The 17,555-nt window shown below is 69.8% G+C and carries 15 protein-coding genes; 5 read left to right on the top strand and 10 right to left on the bottom strand.

What is annotated here, in order from left to right; all coding sequences use genetic code 11:
* Positions 1-35: 35 nt before the first annotated feature.
* Positions 36-1,883, bottom strand: coding sequence for a biosynthetic-type acetolactate synthase large subunit (ilvB, locus tag QRD43_RS15325; RefSeq protein ID WP_285983634.1), 1,848 nt, complete (start codon positions 1,881-1,883; stop codon positions 36-38).
* Positions 1,884-2,012: 129 nt separating this feature from the next.
* Between ilvB and QRD43_RS15320 the strand changes: the two genes are divergently transcribed.
* A complete protein-coding gene (locus QRD43_RS15320; protein WP_285983374.1) occupies positions 2,013-2,474 on the top strand; it encodes an Lrp/AsnC family transcriptional regulator in 462 nt (153 codons plus the stop codon).
* 97 nt (positions 2,475-2,571) lie between these two features.
* Here QRD43_RS15320 and QRD43_RS15315 read toward each other — a convergent pair whose 3' ends face one another.
* The 9 genes from QRD43_RS15315 to QRD43_RS15275 all read right to left on the bottom strand — a co-directional run bounded on the left by QRD43_RS15315 (position 2,572) and on the right by QRD43_RS15275 (position 12,487).
* Positions 2,572-2,889 carry a hypothetical protein gene (locus tag QRD43_RS15315; protein WP_285983373.1) on the bottom strand — a complete coding sequence of 106 codons (318 nt, stop codon included), beginning with the start codon at positions 2,887-2,889 and terminating at the stop codon, positions 2,572-2,574.
* 47 nt (positions 2,890-2,936) lie between these two features.
* Positions 2,937-3,785 (bottom strand): 2OG-Fe(II) oxygenase, encoded by an 849-nt coding sequence (locus QRD43_RS15310; RefSeq protein WP_285983372.1) that lies wholly within the window; start codon positions 3,783-3,785, stop codon positions 2,937-2,939.
* Between the two features lie 59 nt (positions 3,786-3,844).
* A complete protein-coding gene (gene yaaA / locus QRD43_RS15305; RefSeq protein ID WP_285983371.1) occupies positions 3,845-4,624 on the bottom strand; it encodes a peroxide stress protein YaaA in 780 nt (259 codons plus the stop codon).
* A gap of 113 nt (positions 4,625-4,737) precedes the next feature.
* Positions 4,738-6,117, bottom strand: a complete 1,380-nt coding sequence (locus QRD43_RS15300; protein WP_285983370.1) for a TolC family outer membrane protein — start codon at positions 6,115-6,117, stop codon at positions 4,738-4,740.
* A 45-nt stretch (positions 6,118-6,162) separates the two neighbouring features.
* Positions 6,163-6,504: a rhodanese-like domain-containing protein gene (locus QRD43_RS15295; protein ID WP_285983369.1), complete on the bottom strand. Its 342-nt coding sequence runs from the start codon at positions 6,502-6,504 to the stop codon at positions 6,163-6,165.
* Positions 6,505-6,509: 5 nt separating this feature from the next.
* Positions 6,510-7,163 (bottom strand): protein-L-isoaspartate O-methyltransferase family protein, encoded by a 654-nt coding sequence (locus QRD43_RS15290; RefSeq protein ID WP_285983368.1) that lies wholly within the window; start codon positions 7,161-7,163, stop codon positions 6,510-6,512.
* Positions 7,164-7,223: 60 nt separating this feature from the next.
* Positions 7,224-10,412: an efflux RND transporter permease subunit gene (locus QRD43_RS15285; RefSeq protein ID WP_285983367.1), complete on the bottom strand. Its 3,189-nt coding sequence runs from the start codon at positions 10,410-10,412 to the stop codon at positions 7,224-7,226.
* A 15-nt stretch (positions 10,413-10,427) separates the two neighbouring features.
* Positions 10,428-11,651, bottom strand: a complete 1,224-nt coding sequence (locus QRD43_RS15280) for an efflux RND transporter periplasmic adaptor subunit (protein WP_285983366.1) — start codon at positions 11,649-11,651, stop codon at positions 10,428-10,430.
* A gap of 62 nt (positions 11,652-11,713) precedes the next feature.
* Positions 11,714-12,487: a TetR/AcrR family transcriptional regulator gene (locus tag QRD43_RS15275; RefSeq protein ID WP_285983365.1), complete on the bottom strand. Its 774-nt coding sequence runs from the start codon at positions 12,485-12,487 to the stop codon at positions 11,714-11,716.
* 184 nt (positions 12,488-12,671) lie between these two features.
* Between QRD43_RS15275 and QRD43_RS15270 the strand changes: the two genes are divergently transcribed.
* The 4 genes from QRD43_RS15270 (at position 12,672) to QRD43_RS15255 (ending at position 17,555) form a co-directional block, all read left to right on the top strand.
* Entirely contained in the window at positions 12,672-13,496 is an 825-nt protein-coding gene (locus tag QRD43_RS15270) for an undecaprenyl-diphosphate phosphatase (RefSeq protein ID WP_285983364.1), read from the top strand.
* A gap of 64 nt (positions 13,497-13,560) precedes the next feature.
* Positions 13,561-14,364, top strand: a complete 804-nt coding sequence (gene map / locus QRD43_RS15265) for a type I methionyl aminopeptidase (protein ID WP_285983363.1) — start codon at positions 13,561-13,563, stop codon at positions 14,362-14,364.
* A 58-nt stretch (positions 14,365-14,422) separates the two neighbouring features.
* The gene (locus tag QRD43_RS15260) at positions 14,423-17,020 is read left to right on the top strand and encodes a [protein-PII] uridylyltransferase (protein WP_285983362.1); all 2,598 of its coding nucleotides are present in this window, start codon (positions 14,423-14,425) and stop codon (positions 17,018-17,020) included.
* A 49-nt stretch (positions 17,021-17,069) separates the two neighbouring features.
* On the top strand, positions 17,070-17,555 hold the full coding sequence (locus QRD43_RS15255) for an acyltransferase (RefSeq protein ID WP_285983361.1): 486 nt from the start codon (positions 17,070-17,072) through the stop codon (positions 17,553-17,555).

The raw sequence follows: 17,555 nt of genomic DNA, 5'->3' as shown, positions 1-17,555 counted from the left end.
TTGACGAGTCCCTGGGCAACGCAGGGTTGCGCGGCTCAGCCCTCGTCCGATGCCGACGACGGCCCCGGGGCCGGATCATCCCAGCGGCGCCCCGCCCCCAGCCAGATCTCGTTGTGTGCGGCGCCGGCCGGGATCATGGGGAAGCAGTTCTCCTGCGCCGCCACGGCCACGTCGAGGAAATAGGGGCCCGGCGCCGCCAGGCACTCGGCCAGGGCCTCGTCGAGCTCGGCGCGCGCCGTCACCCGGCGCGACTGCCAGCCAAAGGCGCGGGCCAGGGCCACGAAGTCCGGCAGCGCCTCGGTGTAGCTGTGGCTCAGCCGGTTGCCGTGGATGAGCTGCTGCCACTGCCGCACCATGCCCATGTAGCCGTTGTTGCTGAGCACGAGCTTGACGGGCGTGCGGTGCTGCACGGCGGTCGAGAGCTCCTGGATGTTCATGAGCACCGAGGCATCGCCGCTCACGCACACGACCAGCGCCTCGGGATGGGCGATCTGGGCGCCGATGGCAGCCGGCAGGCCGAAGCCCATCGTGCCCGCGCCGCCAGAGCTGAGCCAGCGCCCGGGGGCATCCGGCGCCAGGTACTGTGCCGCCCACATCTGGTGCTGGCCGACGTCCGTGGCGACGATCGGCGCCCTGCCCTGCGCCGCCTGGGCGCGCAGCTGCGACTGGAGCGCACGCATGAGCGCCTGCGGAAGGATGGCATCGGCTTGGTCGGTGAAGTCCAGGCACCGCCGCGCCTGCCACCCCGCGATGCGCGCCCACCACGGCGCCAGATGCGCGCGGCGCGCGGGGGCATCGCCCGGCCGGCGCGCCTGCCAGCCCTCCAGCAGGCGGTGCAGGCTCTCGCCGCAGTCGCCCAGAAGGGCGACGTCGGCCTTCACCACCTTGTGCAGGGAGCGCGGATCGATATCCAGGTGCACGATGCGCGCGCCCGGACAGAACCCCTGCAGACGGCCGGTGACGCGGTCATCGAAACGCGCCCCCACGCACACGACCAGGTCCGCCTCGTGCATGGCGAGATTGGCCTCGAGCGTGCCGTGCATGCCCAGCATGCCCAGGCTCTGCGGGTCTTGCGCCGGGAAGGCCCCCAGGCCCAGCAAGGTCAGCGTGCAGGGCGCAGCAGTGGCCCGCACCAGTGCCGCGAAGCGTGCGCAGGCCGCGGGGCCGGCATTGATGAGGCCCCCGCCGCCATAGAAGACCGGGCGCCGGGCCGCCTCGAGCAGGTCCAGCGCGGCATGGATGTCTGCCGGCTCCAGGGGTGTCTGCTGCCATGGCGTGCGCTGCGCCGGCCGCCAGGGAGAATGCACCGCCGGGCCGCGCCAGTGCGGCAGCGGCGTGAGCTGCACATCCTTGGGCAGGTCCAGCAGCACGGGTCCGGGGCGTCCGCCCAGGGCCACGGCATGGGCCTTGACCACGGCCGCGCTGACGTCGTCCGCCCGGCGGATCTGATGGTTCCACTTGGTCACGGAGCGCGAGATCCCCAGGGCGTCGCACTCCTGGAAGGCGTCCGTGCCGATGGCCGTGGTCGCCACCTGGCCGCTGATGCACAGCACCGGGATGGAGTCGCACAGAGCGTCCAGCAGGCCGGTGGTGGTGTTGCTCATGCCCGGGCCGGAGGTCACGAAGACCACCCCCACCCGGCCCGTCGTGCGCGCATAGCCCTCGGCGGCGTGCACGGCGGCCTGCTCGTGGCGCACGAGGACATGACGCAGGCGCGGCTCGGCATGCAAGGCGTCATAGAGCGGCAGGACGGCGCCCCCCGGATAGCCGAAGACGGTGTCCACGCCCAGGCTCAGCAGCGTCTCGATCAAGGCCGCGGCGCCATTGAAGGCCGGCGCGGGTGCAGGGTCTGCCTGCGGTTGCGAGGGCAAAGCGGCGGGCATCAGGCGGGCGGTGGCGAGCGGAGCGTTCATGCCTGCAGTGTCCCGGAGCCCGCACGGGAATAGTTCCCGAACTTTCGCCGCAAGACGCTATATTCAGCAAACTTTGCCGTGCATATTCACTTTCACAGAATGAAACTGGACAAATTCGACCTCGCCATCCTTGCCGAGCTGCAGAAGGATGCCCGCAAGAGCCTGCAGGAGATCAGCCAGGCCGTAGGCCTGAGCACGTCGCCCTGCTGGACGCGCATCAAGCGCATGGAGGACGCCGGGGTCATCGAGGGCTACGCGGTGCGCGTCAACCCGGCCGCCGTCGGCCTGGGAGATACGGTGATCGTGCACGTCACGCTGGACAGCCACTCCGACGAGGCGCTGTTCGAGTTCGGCCGGGCCCTGGAGCAGATCCCCGAGGTGCTGGAGGCCTTTCTGGTCTCGGGTGACTACGACTACTACGTGCGCATCGCCGTGGCCGATACCCGCGACTACGAACGCCTGCTGCGGGAGCGGCTCTACAAGATTCCCGGGATCCGGCACAGCAAGTCCAGTTTCGTGCTGCGCCAGCTCAAGCAGAGCCAGCTGCCCCTGCAGCGCTGACCCCGCACCAGGCCGGAGGCAGGCATGAAAAAGCCGCCGGGCCCGGGAGGGCTGCGGCGGCTTCAGGCGGGCGCGCGGGGGCCGCGCACGGCCGGGATCAGTGCATGGCCTTGCCGTGCTTGTGGCTGGCCTTCACCTTGGCGCCCGAAGCGGCCTTGTGCGACTTGCCGGTGGCCTTCTTGCCAGCCTTCTTGGTGCTCTTCTTGGCAACGACCGACTTCTTGTGGGCCTTCTTGGCCTTCATCGTCGGCTGCTGAGCCAGGGCCTGCTGCTGCGGCTGGGCCGCCACGGCGGGGGCGATGGCCGGCTGCGGCGTCACCAGGGGAGCCGCGGGCTGGACACTGCCCTGGGCTTGCTGAGCCAGGGCGGGAAGCGCCAGCAGGCTGGCAAGACTGAGGGTCAGGATGCTTTTCATGTACGGATTCCAATCAAGGGGCTGGGCTGCAGTCTACGCCGGGCCCACTACTCGAACAGGCCTTGACGCAGCCATTTTGTTGCGACCCATTTCTCGCCCTCCAGCACCGGCGCGCCGGCGTGCAGGCTGAGGGTCGAGGGATCGGGCTGGCCGTAGCTGAAGAACACGGCATTGCCCTTCACCGGGGCGATCTCCAGGCGGCTGTCGGGGAAGATGGTGCCACCGCCGCGCCGGGGCGTGTTGAGATACATCACGACCGTGCCCACGCGCTGCCCACCCCGCTGCAGGATGGAGGGCGTGCTGGCGTGGTAGGGGTCGAAGTAGTCGTAGTGCGGCAGGTACTCGGCACCCGGCTGGTAGCGCAGGACCTGCAGACCCTCGCCGTTCTCGACGGGCCAGTGCAGCAGCGCCGCGAGGCGGGCCTCGATGCGCGCACACAGCTCGCTCTCGCCGCGCTCGAAGAACATGCCGTCGCTGGTGCGCGCCGTGTTGACCTCGCTGCCGTCCACCTTCACGGCCACGGTCTCGGAGCGGCTCAGGCGGTCGCGGCTCTGGGCGATGAGCGCGTCGCACTCCTCGTGCGACAGCAGATCACCGAAGAGCACGACCCGGGGATGCGCCAGCGTCATCAACACCTTGACGTCGCGGTCCAGCGCACGGATGACGGACGGCTGGCCGGCCAGATCGGGCTCGGGCAGTGAATCCGTGAAGGCCTTGCCGGCGCGGCGCGCCTCGTCCTTCTGGTGCGACTGGAAGATCTGGGCGAAGGCCGTCCGGGCCACCTTCTCGTCCCAGCCGCTCTGCACCATGGCCGCGAGGATCTTGTCACCCGACACGCCGGCGCGGATCTGCTCGATGATCCAGCGGCACAGTTCGGGAGAGGCGGCTTGCCCCATCGTGGTCTCCTTGTGATCTTGATTGCCGTGAGTGGTGAGGGCTCCGGGCGACCGCCCGCTCAGCGCCGGCGCCGGAACACCAGGCGCTCGGGTGTCGAGACCTCGGCGGCGAAGGCGTAGTCGTCCACGGCGAAGTCCTTGAGCCCCTCGGGCCGATCCACGCCCTGCTCGATGCAGTAGCGGGCCATCAAGCCGCGTGCCCGCTTGGCGAAGAAGCTGATGATCTTGTAGCCGCTGCCCTTCCAATCCTCGAACTGACACTCGATCACGCGGGGATGCAGCGCGGGGCGGTCCGCGGCCTTGAAGTACTCCTGGGACGCCAGGTTGACGATCACCGGCACATGCGAGGCCGCGGCGCGGGCATTGAGGTGCTCGGCGATGCGGTCGCCCCAGAAGGCGTAGAGGTTGCGCCCGCGCGCGTTGGCAAGGCTCGTGCCCATTTCCAGGCGGTAGGGCTGCATGCGGTCCAGCGGGCGCAGCACGCCGTAGAGGCCGGAGAGGATCAGCACATGCTCCTGCGCCCAGCGCAGCTGCTTGAGGCTCAGGCTCTTCGCGTCCAGCCCGTCGTAGACATCGCCGTTGAAGGCCAGCACGGCGGGCTTGCTGTTCTCGGCCGTGAAGTGCGGCTCCCAGGCCTGGTAGCGGGCGACGTTCAGCGCCGAGAGTGCGTCAGAGAGGTCCATGAGCCGGGCGATGTCCGCCTGGGACTGCCCGCGCAGCACCTCGATCAGGGCGACGGACTCCGGGATGAACTGCGGCTCGGTGGCCAGGGCCTCGACGGCCGGCGAGACCGGGCTGTCGTAGTCCAGGGATTTCGCGGGCGATAGCAGGAAGAGCATGGGTCAGGATCGGCGATGGGGGTCAGGTGATGCCCCTGCATTGTGGCGCAGCGCCAATGACAAGGCCCGCTGCAGGGCAGCGGGCCTGAAGGCGCACGCGGCGCGAGAGGGCCTTACTTGGCCAGCAGCGCGTTGACGCCGGCGAGGTCCTCGGGGCGCAGCTGGCCGGAGGCCTGGCGCAGCTTGAGGCTGTTCAGCACCACGTCGTAGCGGGCCTTGGCGAGGTCACGCTGGGTCGAGAAGAGCTGGGTCTGGGCATTCAGCACGTCCAGGTTGACGCGCACGCCGAGCTTGTAGCCCAGCTGCGTGGCTTCCAGGGCCAGCTTGGTGGACGCCTCGGCGGCCTCGTAGGCCTTGACCTGGGCCCGCAGCGACTGCACGCCGAAGAAGGCGCGCTTGGTGGCTTCGGAGATGCTGCGGCGCGCGTAGTCGAGGTCGTTGCGGGACTTCTCCTCCAGCTTCAGCGTTTCCTTGATGCGGTTGTCGTTGTAGCCGCCGGTGTACAGCGGGATGTTCAGCTCGATGCCGACCTGCGCCTGACGCGTCGTGCCGGGGATCTGCACGTCACCGCGGTTGTTGACCACACCGAACGTGCCGTTGGCATCGACGGTCGGGCCGTTGGCGGCCTTGGCCTTCTCCGTCTCGAGGTGCGCCACCTCGAGACCCAGCTGGGCCTTGCGGATCAGGGGGTGCTGCTCGGACTGGCTGACCCAGGTCTCGACCTGGTCGGACGCCAGGGCCGGCAGGGCCACGGGCTGGGCCAGCGGCTTGGGGTCCACGCCCACGCGGCCGACGATCTGGTCCAGCGTGACCTGCTTGACGCGCAGGTCGTTGTCGGCGGCCAGTTCCTGGGCCGTCGCCAGGTCATAGCGGGCCTGGGCTTCGCGGGTGTCGGTGATGGTGGCGGTGCCGACCTCGAAATTGCGCTTGGCCGAGGCCAGCTGCTCCGCCACGGCCTTCTTGTTGCCCTGGGCGGTGGCCAGGGTGTCGCGGGCATTGAGCACGTCGAAGTAGGCCTGGGCCACGCGGACGATCAGGTCCTGCTCGGCCGATTCCAGGTCTGCACGGGCCACGCCGAGACCACGCTGGGCCTGCTCCATCGTGACGCTGTTGCCGCGGTTGTAGACCGCGTACTTGCCGCTCAGGCCGACCTTCGCGGCGGTGGAGCTCAGCGTGGCGGCCGGCACCTGGGCCGGGCCGGCCGCCGTCAGGGCGCCGTAGCTGGGCGTGTGCGTCTGGGTCTTGTACACGCTGGTGCCAAGGCCCAGCGTGGGGCGGCCGAGCGCCTCGGACTGCGCGGCCTTGAACTCGGCCGAGTCGGCCTGCGCACGCGCTGCCAGGTAGGTGGCGTCGTAGGCGCGGGCAGCGTCATAGAGTTCCTGCAGGCTCTGGGCCTGCGCCATCGACACCCCACCGAACAACAGGCCCAGGGTGGCGGCCAGGACGCGGGTCCGCGGACGCGAAGGGGAATAGAGTCGATGATCAGCAGCCATGAAGCTTCCTTGCAGCAATGGTTTTGATGGTTGTTCGGTAGGAATTCAGTATCGAGGCAACGAGGGATCCACCTGCACGGACCAGGCATCGATGCCGCCGGCGAGGTTATAGACGGAATCGAAGCCGCGGGCCGAAAGAAATGCGACGACCTGCAGACTTCGCACCCCGTGATGGCAATAACAGACGATGGCCCGCTGCGGGTCCAGCTCCTCCAGCCGGGCAGGGACTTCGTTCATCGGGATGTGCAGCCAGTCCACCTCCGCCGGCTGCAGCGCGACGCGCTCCACCTCCCAGCCCTCCCGGATGTCCAGCAGCATGGGGCGCCCCTGGGGCGCCACCTCGGCCAGCCAGGCCGGGAATTCGGTCGGGGGAAGCTGCCAGGCCATGCCGGTCAGAACGCGAAGGCCGGGCGCGACTCGAAGCCGGCCAGGCGCTGGACCACGGTATCGAACAGTTCCGTGGTCTGGAACTCCTTCTCGCCCACGCGGCGGACCAGCACGGCACGCATCACGGGCTCGTCACCCACGATGCCCAGCAGGCGGCCGCCGACCTTGAGCTGGTCCAGCAGCACCTGCGGCACCTCGGCCACCGAACCGGCCAGCACGATGGCGTCGAACGGGGCCTCGCCGGGCGCGCCCTGGCGGCCATCCGCCTCGCGCACCTGCACATTGGACAGGCCGGCGCGGCGCAGCTTCTCGGCGGCGGCACGGGCCAGGCCGGCGTCGGCCTCCAGGCTCACCACGGACTGGGCCTTGTGCCCCAGCAGCGCCGTCAGGTAACCGATGCCGGTGCCGATCTCCAGGACCTTGTCGGTGCGCTGCAGCTGCAGCTCCTGGGCGATGCGGGCCTCCACGCGGGGGGCCAGCGCCCGGCGCCCGCCGCCCAGGGGCAGCTCGGTGTCGGTGAAGGCCAGGGTGCGCAGCTCGGCGGGCACGAAATCCTCGCGCCTGACGCTGCTCAGCAGGGCCAGGACGCTCAGATCCAGCACATCCCAGGGGCGGATCTGCTGTTCGATCATGTTGAAGCGGGCTTGTTCGAAATTCATGGCAGTGCTCAGCGTTACATCAGGAAGGAGCGCCAGGGCTTCCGGCGCAATCCGGGCATTCTATTTCCCGGACGACGGGGTGGCCTCCGGGCCTGAGGCGGGCGAGCCACGCCAGCGGCGGCGCGCCCATTGCGCCAGGTCATCCAGCAGGCAGTAGACCACCGGCACCACGACCAGCGTCAGCAGCGAGGACGTGATCACGCCGCCGATCACCGCCTGCCCCATCGGCGCGCGCTGCTCCGAGCCCTCGGACATGGCGAAGGCCAGCGGCACCATGCCGAAGACCATGGCCAGCGTCGTCATCAGGATCGGCCGCAGCCGCACCCGGGCGGCATGCAGCAGCGCCTGCTCGCGGCTCATGGGCTCGGCGTCCACGCCGTGGGCATGCACGCCCTCGCGCGAGCGGATGGCGAAGTCAATCAGCAGGATGGCGTTCTTGGTCACCAGGCCCATCAGCATCACGATGCCGATCACCGAGAACATGTTCAGCGTGGAATTGAAGCTGATCAGCGCCACGGCCACGCCGATGAGCGTGAGCGGCAGCGAGGTCATCAGCGCCATGGGCTGCAGGAAGCTCTTGAACTGGCTGGCCAGGATCATGTAGATGAACACGATGGCCAGGGCCAGTGCGCCGACGGCGTACTGGAAGGACTCGGTCATGTTCTTCGTGGAGCCGCCGAAGCTGTAGCGGTAGCCCGGCGGCATGGGCGTCGCCTGCAGGATCTTCTGGATGTCGGCCGAGATCTCGCCGGCGCTGCGGCCCAGGGCGTTGGCGTCGATGTTGATCTCGCGGTTCATGTCGCGGCGGTTGATCTGGTTGGCGCCGACGGACTCGCTCAAGGAGGCCACCTGCCCCAGGCGCACGACGCGGCTGCCGCCGTCGGCCGCCGGCGCGATGTTCAGCGGCAGGCCGGCGAGCTGGGTCATGTTGTCACGCAGGTTCAGCGGGAGACGCACGACGACGTCGTAGTTCTCGCCGTCCGGCGCCCGCCAGTTGCCCACGGTCGTGCCGGCCAGCAGCGTGCGAAGGCTCGTGGCCACGGCGTTGACGTTCAGGCCGGCGTCCGCCAGGGCCTCGCGCTTGAGTTCCACCGAGGCCGTCGGCTTGTTGGCCTTGAGGGTGCTGTCCAGGTCCACGAGCCCGGGAATCCGGCGCATCTGGGCCATCACGCCGTTGGCGATGCGCTCCAGCTCCTTCAGGTCCGGTCCCTGCAGCGAGAACTGCAGGCTCTTGCTGCCGCCGAGGTCCGTCTGGCCGATGTTGGTGACGGTGATGCCGGGGATCTGCTCGAGCTTCATTCGCAGCGGCGTGGCCATGTCCACCACGCTGCGCTGACGGTCCTTGCGGTCCACCAGGCGCACATAGACCGCGCCATAGCTCTTGCCGGCCGCGAAGCCGCTGTTGATGGTGGTGACGGTGTAGCGCACCTCGGGCAGGCTGCGCAGGGCCTCGTCCACCTGGCGGGCGCGGGCCTCGGTCAGCTCCAGCGAGGAGCCCACCGGCGTGTAGAAGTTGACCTGCGTCTCGGAGAGATCGGCCTTGGGCACGAACTCCTTGCCCATCACGCCGAAGAGCATGACGCCGCCGACGAAGCTGGCCATGGCCAGCGCCACCGTCTTCCACTTGTGCTGCAGCGCCCAGGCGAGGATGGTCTGGTAGCCGTCCGACAGCCATTCGGTCAGGCGGTCGAAGGCGCCGGTGACGCGGCCGAGGGTCTTGTCGTAGAGCGTCCTGGGCCCGCCCTGCCCTGCCCCGTGGCCATGGATGGCCGGGTCGTGCCAGATGCTCGAGAGCATGGGATCGAGCGTGAAGCTCACGAACATGGAGATCAGCACCGCCGCGACGATGGTGATGCCGAACTCGTGGAAGAACTTGCCCACGATGCCGCCCATGAAGCCGATGGGCAGGAAGACCGCGACGATGGAGAAGGTGGTGGCCAGCACGGCGAGGCCGATCTCGGCGGTGCCGTCCAGGGCGGCCTGGCGGGGGCTCACGCCCATGGCGACGTGACGCACGATGTTCTCGCGCACCACGATGGCGTCGTCGATCAGCAGGCCCACGCACAGGCTCAGCGCCATCATCGTGATGGTGTTGATCGTGAAGCCGAAGGCATACATGAACAGGAAGGTGCCGATCAGCGCGATGGGCAGCGTGAGGCCGGTGATGACGGTCGAGCGCCAGGAGTTCAGGAACAGGAAGACGATGAGCACCGTGAGGGCCGCGCCCTCGATCAGCGTGCGCTTGACGTTGGCCACCGAAACGCGGATGCCGCGGGAGTTGTCGCGGTTGACCTCCAGCCGCACGCCGGGCGGCGTGAGCTTGCGCGCCTCCTTGAGCGCGTCCATCAGGCCGTCCACCACGGCGATGGTGTTCTCGCCCTGGCTCTTCTGCACCGAGAGCAGCACCGTGCGCTGACCGTTGTAGAGCGCGAGGCTGTCCAGCTCCTGCGGGCCGTCGACGACGCGGGCCACCTGCGCCAGCTTCACGGGCGTCGTGCCCTTGCGCGCCACGACGATGGCCTCGAAGTCCTCCGGCCGCTTCATGCGGGCGTTGACCTGCACGACACGCTCCTGCTCCGCCGAGCGCAGCGCGCCCATGGGCAGCTCCTGGTTCTCGCTCTTCACCGCGGCGAGGACCTGGTCCACCCCCACCCCCAGGGCCTCCATGGCCGCCGGCTGCAGTTCCACGCGGATCTGCCGCTGCAGGCCGCCGACCACCGCCACCGAGCCCACGCCGCGCACGTTCTCCAGCTTCTTCTGCAGCACCTGCGTGGCCCAGGTCGTGAGCGCCTGCGTGCTCTGCGCGCCGTCATCCGACAGCAGCGCCACATTGAAGATGGGCACGGACTGCGGGTCGAAGCGCGAGATGCGCGGCTCCTTGACCTCGTCACGCAGGCTGGGGCGGATCAGCGCGACCTTCTCGCGCACGTCCTCCGCCGCCTTGCGGCCGTCGACGTCGAGGTTGAACTCCACGATCACGACCGAGGTGCCCTCGTAGGAGCGCGAGTACAGCGAGTTGATGCCCGCCACCGTGTTGACGGCCTCCTCCACCTTCTTCGTGACCTCGGCCTCGACGATCTCGGGCGAGGCGCCCGGATAGTCCATGCTGATGACCACGGTGGGGAAGTCGATGTTGGGGAACTGGTCGACGGAGAGGCGCTGGTAGCTGAACAGGCCCAGCACGACGAAGGCCAGCATGACCATGGTGGCCATGACCGGGTTCTGGATGGAGACGCGGGTGAACCACATGGGGGGCTCCCGTGCTCAGCGAGAGGCCGGGGAAGCGGGCGAGGCGGCCGCAGCGGCGGCCGGCAGCACCAGGCGCGTGCCCGCGGCCACCGTGCCGGCGGTGCCGGACAGCAGGCGATCCCCGGCCTGCAGGCCGGACTTGATCTCCACGACCGGCTGCAGGCGGCCGTCCCGCAAGACCTGACCCTGGACGCCCGTCACGACGGTCTGCCACTGGGCCTCCGGGCCCTCCTTGCCGGCGATGATCCGGATCACATACGGCTCGCTGCGATCCACCCGGACCGCGCTGAGCGGCACGCTGAGTGCCTCGCGCGTGTCCATCAGCACGCTGCCCCGCGCAAACAGGCCGGCACGCAGGCCCGGCTGCGAGGCCGGCAGGCGCAGGTAGGCCAGCACGGCGCGCGAGCCGCTCTGCGCCGCCGGATTGATGCGCTGGACCTGGGCGGTCACCGGCCTGTCGATCCCGTCGACGCTGAGCTGCGCCGTCTGACCGACGGCGAGACCGGCGGCCTTCTCCGACGGCACCGCGGCTTCGAGCTCCAGCTGCCGCAGATCGACGATCTCCACGATGCGCCCATCCAGCGCCACACGCTCGCCCGGCTGGGCGAGGCGCTGAGAGACCTGCCCGCTGAGCGGCGCGACGAGGCGCGTGTCGGCCAGGGCCTTGCGGGCCAGATCGACGGCGGCCGTCGCGGCCTGCCAGTTGGCGGCGGCCGAGGCCTCCGTCGAGACGGCGCTCTCGAGGGCCGTCGACGACACGAAGCCCTGGCTCACGAGGCCACGGCTGTTCTCGAGCTGGCGGCGGGCGATGTCGAGCTGCGCCTTGGCGGCCGCGGCGGTCTGCTCCGCCTGGCGCAGGCGCATCTCGAATTCGGCGGGGTCCAGCTGGCCCACGAGCTGGCCGGCCTTGACGGCGTCGCCCTCGCGCACCGCCAGCGACTTGAGCTCCGCGGCCACCTTGGCCTTCACGACGGCGGAGTCCACGGCGCGCAGGCCGCCGGACACCTCGACCGAGCGCGCCAGCGCCCCCCCCTGCACCGCCAGCACGTCCGCGGGCGCGAGGCGCAGCTGCGGCACGCTGTTCGTCGCGACCGGCACCGCGGCCTGGCGGGCGGCGCGCGCCCGGTAGACGCCGGCCGCAATCAACACCGCCAGCAGCACCAGCAGCCAGACGGACCAGTGAACGCGCCCCTGTTGGCGACGGTGCGGGCAGGAGCGGCTCAGTCGGGACGGCGTCATGGCGTGGGCGGTGGCTGGGGTGGTGGGGTCAGATCGGGGGCGGCCAGGCGATGAGGCTCGGCTCAGCCGCCGGGCGGCGTGCGCGGGCACAGGCCGTGCAGGAGCAGGTCCAGCTCCAGCGCCAGCACATCGGCGGGGTTTTCGCAGGGCAGGTGCAGGGCGCAGGCGCCGAAGGAATGCTGGAACAGGACCATGTGCAGCATCGGCCCGATCAGCACCTGGACCGTCATCGCGGGGTGTACCGGCCGGAACTCGCCACGGTCGACGCCGCGCTGGATCACCTGGGCCAGGAGGGCCTGGGTGGGCGCGATCACCTCCTCGTGGAAGAAGCTGGCCAGCTCCGGGAAGTTGCGCGCCTCGGCCATCATGATCTTGGTGATGCCGCCGGCCGGGCTCATGCCGACCTCGGTCCACCACAGGTGCATCACGCGGTGCAGCAGCTCGGGGGTCGGGCCCTCGAACTGGGCGATCAGCACGCCGGCCTCGGCGATGCGCGAGGACAGGCTCTCGCGCACCATGGCCTTGAACAATTCTTCCTTGGACGGGTAGTACAGGTACAGCGTGCCCTTCGAGACTCCGGCGCGCTGGGCGACCTCCTCGGAACGGGCCGCCGCGAAGCCCTTCTCGACGAAGAGCTCGAGCGCCGCAGCCAGCAGCTCCTGCGGACGCGCCTCCTTGCGGCGCTGCCGCGGCGCCGGCAGGCGGGCGGGCTTGGGGGGGGCCGACGACGCGGCGGACGCGGCCGATGCCTTCGCCCCGGCCGCCGGGGCAGGCGATGCCGGGCCGTGGCTCGAGCCGGGCAAGGCGGGGCGGGTGGAGGGCTGGCGGGTGCTCATGGTGTACTGACTGACCGGTCAGTACTGTATGCACACCCCTGTCGGGGGTCAAGGCGGCGCCAGGGGGGCTTTACCTGACATTTACGTGAGCTGCGCAGGGCGCCGGACCCTGCTAGGGCGCCCGGCTCACAGGTCCGCTTATCATCCGCCGCTTCTTCTGCTGCTCGAACCGACGGAGCCCGTCTTGGATCTACTGTTGCTCATCAAGGCCGCGATCATGGGGATCGTGGAAGGCCTGACTGAATTCCTGCCCATCTCCTCCACGGGCCATCTGATCCTCACCGGCTCGCTGCTGGGCATGACGGACGACAAGAGCAAGGTCTTCGACGTGGCCATCCAGACCGGCGCCATCTTTGCCGTGATCCTCGTCTACTGGCAGCGCCTGCGCACCACCGCCGCCGGGCTGGGCAGCGACGCGCGCGCGCGCCGCTTCGTGCTGAACGTGGGCATCGCCTTCGTGCCGGCCGTGGTGCTGGGCCTGCTGTTCGGCAAGGCGATCAAGGCGCATCTGTTCACGCCGGTGATCGTGGCATCGAGCTTCATCGTCGGCGGCCTCATCATCCTGTGGGCCGAACGCCGCCCGGCCAGCGCCGTGCGGGTACAGGACGTGGACGCCATGAGCCCGCTCGATGCGCTGAAGGTCGGCCTGGTGCAGTGCCTGGCCATGATTCCGGGCACGAGCCGCTCCGGCGCCACCATCATCGGCGGGATGCTGCTGGGCCTGTCGCGCCAGACGGCCACCGACTTCAGCTTCTTCCTGGCCATCCCGACGCTCATCGGCGCCGGCGCCTATGCGCTGTGGAAGGAACGCGCCCTGCTGTCCCTGGCCGACCTGCCCCTGTTCGGCGTCGGGCTCGTGTTCTCCTTCCTGTCGGCCTGGGTCTGCGTGCGCTGGCTGCTGCGCTACATCGCCAGCCACAGCTTCGTGCCCTTCGCCTGGTACCGCATTGCCTTCGGCATCGTCGTGCTGCTCACGGCCTGGACCGGCGTGGTGACCTGGGCGGACTGAGCCCCGCCAGGCCTTCGGCCCCGCGCCCTGCAGGGCCGGGGCGTCTCGGCCATAATTTCGCCCCATGACGATCACCCTCAAGAGCGCGGCCGACATCGCCGCCATGCGCATCGCCGGACGCCTGGCTTCCGAGGTGCTGGACTACCTGACGCCCCACGTGAAGCCCGGGGTCAGCACCGAGCAGCTGGACCAGCTGGCGCATGACTACATCGTCAACGTTCAGCAGGCCATCCCCGCGCCGCTGAACTACTGCCCGCCGGGCTACACGCCCTACCCCAAGTCCATCTGCACCTCGATCAACCACCAGGTCTGCCATGGCATCCCGAACGAGCGCCCGCTGAAGAACGGCGACATCGTCAACATCGACGTCACCGTCATCAAGGACGGCTGGCACGGGGACACGAGCCGCATGTTCGTCGTCGGCGAGGGCTCCATCGCCGCCAAGCGCCTGTGCGCCTTCACCTACGAGGCCATGTGGAAGGGCATTGCCAAGGTCCGGCCCGGCGCGCGTCTCGGCGACATCGCCCATGCCATCCAGACCTTCGCCGAGAACGCCGGCTTCTCCATCGTGCGCGAGTTCTGCGGCCACGGCATCGGCCAGAAGTTCCACGAGGAGCCGCAGGTGCTGCACTACGGCCGCCCCGGCACGCTGGAGGAGCTGGTGCCCGGCATGGTCTTCACCATCGAGCCCATGATCAACGCCGGCAAGCGCGAGATCAAGGAAATGGGCGACGGCTGGACGATCGTCACCAAGGACCGCTCGCTGTCCGCACAGTGGGAACATACGATCGCCGTGACCGACACCGGCTACGAAGTCCTGACGGTCTCGGCCGGCAGCCCGCCGCCGCCGGCCTTCGTCGGCGCCTGAGTCCCCCGGGGCTCGCGCCCTGCCCCTTCCCACGATCCATGCGCCCGGAGTCTCACGCATGAGCGATCTGCCCGTCCTGGGCGTGGCTGAGCTGCGCCAGCACTTCAAGTCCGGCAAGGCCAGCCTGCTGGACGCCTTCCGCGCTGCGGCGCCGACCGTTGCCGCCGCGAGCCGGCTCATGCGGCAGCTGGCCGGGCACGTGGACCGGACGCTGGCGATGCTGTGGTCGCAGGCCGGGCTGCCGCCGGGCGCCGCGCTGCTGGCGGTGGGCGGCTACGGTCGGGGCGAGCTCTTCCCCTACTCCGACATCGACGTCCTGCTGCTCCTGCCCGAGGGGCTGGACGCCTACCAGCCCGGGCCGCTCAAGAGCGCCATCGAGGGTTTCATCACCGCCTGCTGGGACGTCGGCCTGGAGATCGGCTCCTCGGTGCGGACGCTGGAGGAATGCGTCAGCGAAGCCGCCGGCGACATCACCATCCAGACCTCGTTGCTGGAGGCCCGCTGCCTGGCCGGCGAGCGCGCGCTGTTCAAGCGCTTCGAGCAGCACATCCTGCAGGCGCTCGATCCGCGCGCCTTCCTGCGCGCCAAGCAGCTGGAGGCCCGCCAGCGTCACATCAAGTACGACGACACGCCCTACGCGCTGGAGCCCAACTGCAAGGAAAGCCCGGGCGGCCTGCGGGACCTGCAGGTGCTGATCTGGGTGGCCCGCGCCGCCGGCCTGGGCAAGACCTGGCCCCAGCTGGCCGCCAAGGGGCTGATCACGTCCTTCGAGAGCCGCCAGCTGCAGCGCAACGAGGGCGTGCTGAAACTGATCCGCGCCCGGCTGCACGTGGTGGCCGGACGGCGCGAGGACCGCCTCGTCTTCGACCTGCAGACCGCCGTGGCCCAGAGCTTCGGCTACGAGGGCAGCAAGGGCCAGCGGGCGTCCGAGGTGCTGATGCGCCGCTACTACTGGGCGGCCAAGGCGGTGACGCAGCTGCACCAGATCCTGATGCTGAATCTGGAGGAGCGCATCAACGGCTCGCAGGACGCCGCGATGCACCCCATCAACGAGCGCTTCCTGGACCGCGGCGGCATGCTCGAGGTGGCCAGCGACGACCTCTACCAGCGCGACCCGCACGCCATCCTCGAGACCTTCCTCGTCTACCAGCAGGCCACGGGCATCAAGGGCCTGTCGGCCCGCACGCTGCGCGCCCTCTACAACGCCCGCGGGCTGATGGATGCCCGCTTCCGCAGCGACCCGGTCAACCGCCAGACCTTCCTGCGCATCGTGCAGGAGGGCAAGGGCCAGACGCATGCATTCCGGCTGATGAACCAGACCTCGGTGCTGGGGCGCTACCTCTGGGTCTTCCGGGCCATCGTCGGCCAGATGCAGCACGACCTGTTCCACGTCTACACGGTGGACCAGCACATCCTCATGGTGCTGCGCAACGTGCGCCGCTTCTTCATTCCCGAGCACGCCCACGAGTACCCCTTCTGCTCGCAGCTGGCCGCGCAGTTCGAGCGGCCCTATGTGCTCTACATCGCCGCCCTCTTCCACGACGTGGCCAAGGGCCGCGGCGGGGACCACAGCGAGCTCGGCGGCGAGGAAGTCCGCCGCTTCTGCCGCGCCCACAAGCTGCCCAAGGCGGACGCCGCGCTGGTGGAGTTCCTCGTCAAGCACCACCTGACCCTCTCCCGCGTGGCGCAGAAGGAGGACCTCTCCGATCCCGAGGTCGTCGAGTCCTTCGCGAAGCTCGTCGGCAACGAGCGCACGCTCACCGCCCTGTACCTGCTCACCGTGGCCGACATCCGGGGCACCAGCCCCAAGGTCTGGAACGCCTGGAAGGGCAAGCTGCTGGAGGACTGCTACCGCCTCACGCTGCGGCGCCTGGGCGGCGCGCAGATCAACCGCGAGGCCGAGATCGAGGCCCGCAAGCAGGAGGCCAGGCAAGACCTGGCCCTGCATTCCCAGCTGCCGGGCACCGAGGAGCCCTTGTGGAAGACGCTGGACGTCAGCTACTTCGCGCGACAGGAGGCCGGCGAGCTCGCCTGGCACGCCCGCGCGCTCTGGCGATTCGTGCAGACGGACGTGCCCGTGGTCCGCGCCCGCCCCTCGCCCGTGGGCGAAGGCCTGCAGGTGCTGGTCTACTCCCCGGACCGCGCCGACCTCTTCGCCCGCATCTGCGGCTATTTCGACGGCGCCGGCTTCAACATCCTCGACGCCAAGGTCCACACCACGCGCAGCGGCTATGCGCTGGACACCTTCCAGGTCATCGCGCCCGATCTGGACATGCACCACCGCGACCTCGTCTCGCTCGTCGAGACGCGCCTGCTGGCCGCGCTGATGGCGGAGGGCCCGCTGCCCGAGCCGCGCCGCGGCCGCCTCTCCCGGCGCGTCAAGAGCTTCCCCTACACGCCGCGCATCTCGCTGCGCCCTGACGAGCGCGCCCAGCGCTGGCTGCTGTCCATCAGCACGAGCGACCGCGCCGGCCTGCTCTACGCCATCGCCCGCGTGCTGGCGCGCCACCACATCAACCTGCAGCTGGCCAAGATCTCGACCCTGGGCGAGCGCGTGGAAGACACCTTCCTCATCGACGGCCCGGCGCTGCAGCAGAACAAGCTGCAGCTGCAGATCGAGGGCGAGCTGCTGGACGCGATCTCCCTGGCGGCCTGAGGCGCCGTCTCGGGGCTCGCCTGCTCGCCTGGTCGCGTATGCTCGCCCCATGCAGCCCGACACCGCCCCCGCCCAGATCCATCCGCTGTCCGACGTGCAGAGCCCGCATATCGGCCCCGGCACGCGCATCTGGCAGTTCTGCGTGATCCTCCCCGGCGCGCGCATCGGCGCGGACTGCAACATCAACGCCCAGGTGCTGATCGAGAACGACGTCGTCCTCGGCGACCGGGTGACGGTCAAGAGCGGCGTGCAGCTCTGGGACGGCCTGCGCATCGCCGACGACGTGTTCATCGGCCCCAACGCCACCTTCACCAACGACCGCGCGCCGCGCTCCAAGCAGTACCCGGCGGCCTTCCAGACGACGCGCATCGAGCGCGGCGCCTCCATCGGGGCCAACGCCACGATCCTCGGCGGCGTGACCATCGGCGAAGGCGCGCTGATCGGCGCGGGCAGCGTGGTGACGCGCGACGTGCCGGCGGGCGAGCTGTGGGTCGGCAATCCGGCCCGCTCCCGCGGACCGGCGCCCGGGCGCTGA

The organism is Roseateles subflavus (assembly GCF_030285365.1).
Taxonomy (GTDB): Bacteria; Pseudomonadota; Gammaproteobacteria; order Burkholderiales; family Burkholderiaceae_C; genus Roseateles_B; species Roseateles_B subflavus.
Note: the sequence above shows the minus strand (reverse complement) of the source record. Positions and strands in the feature narration are given on the sequence as shown.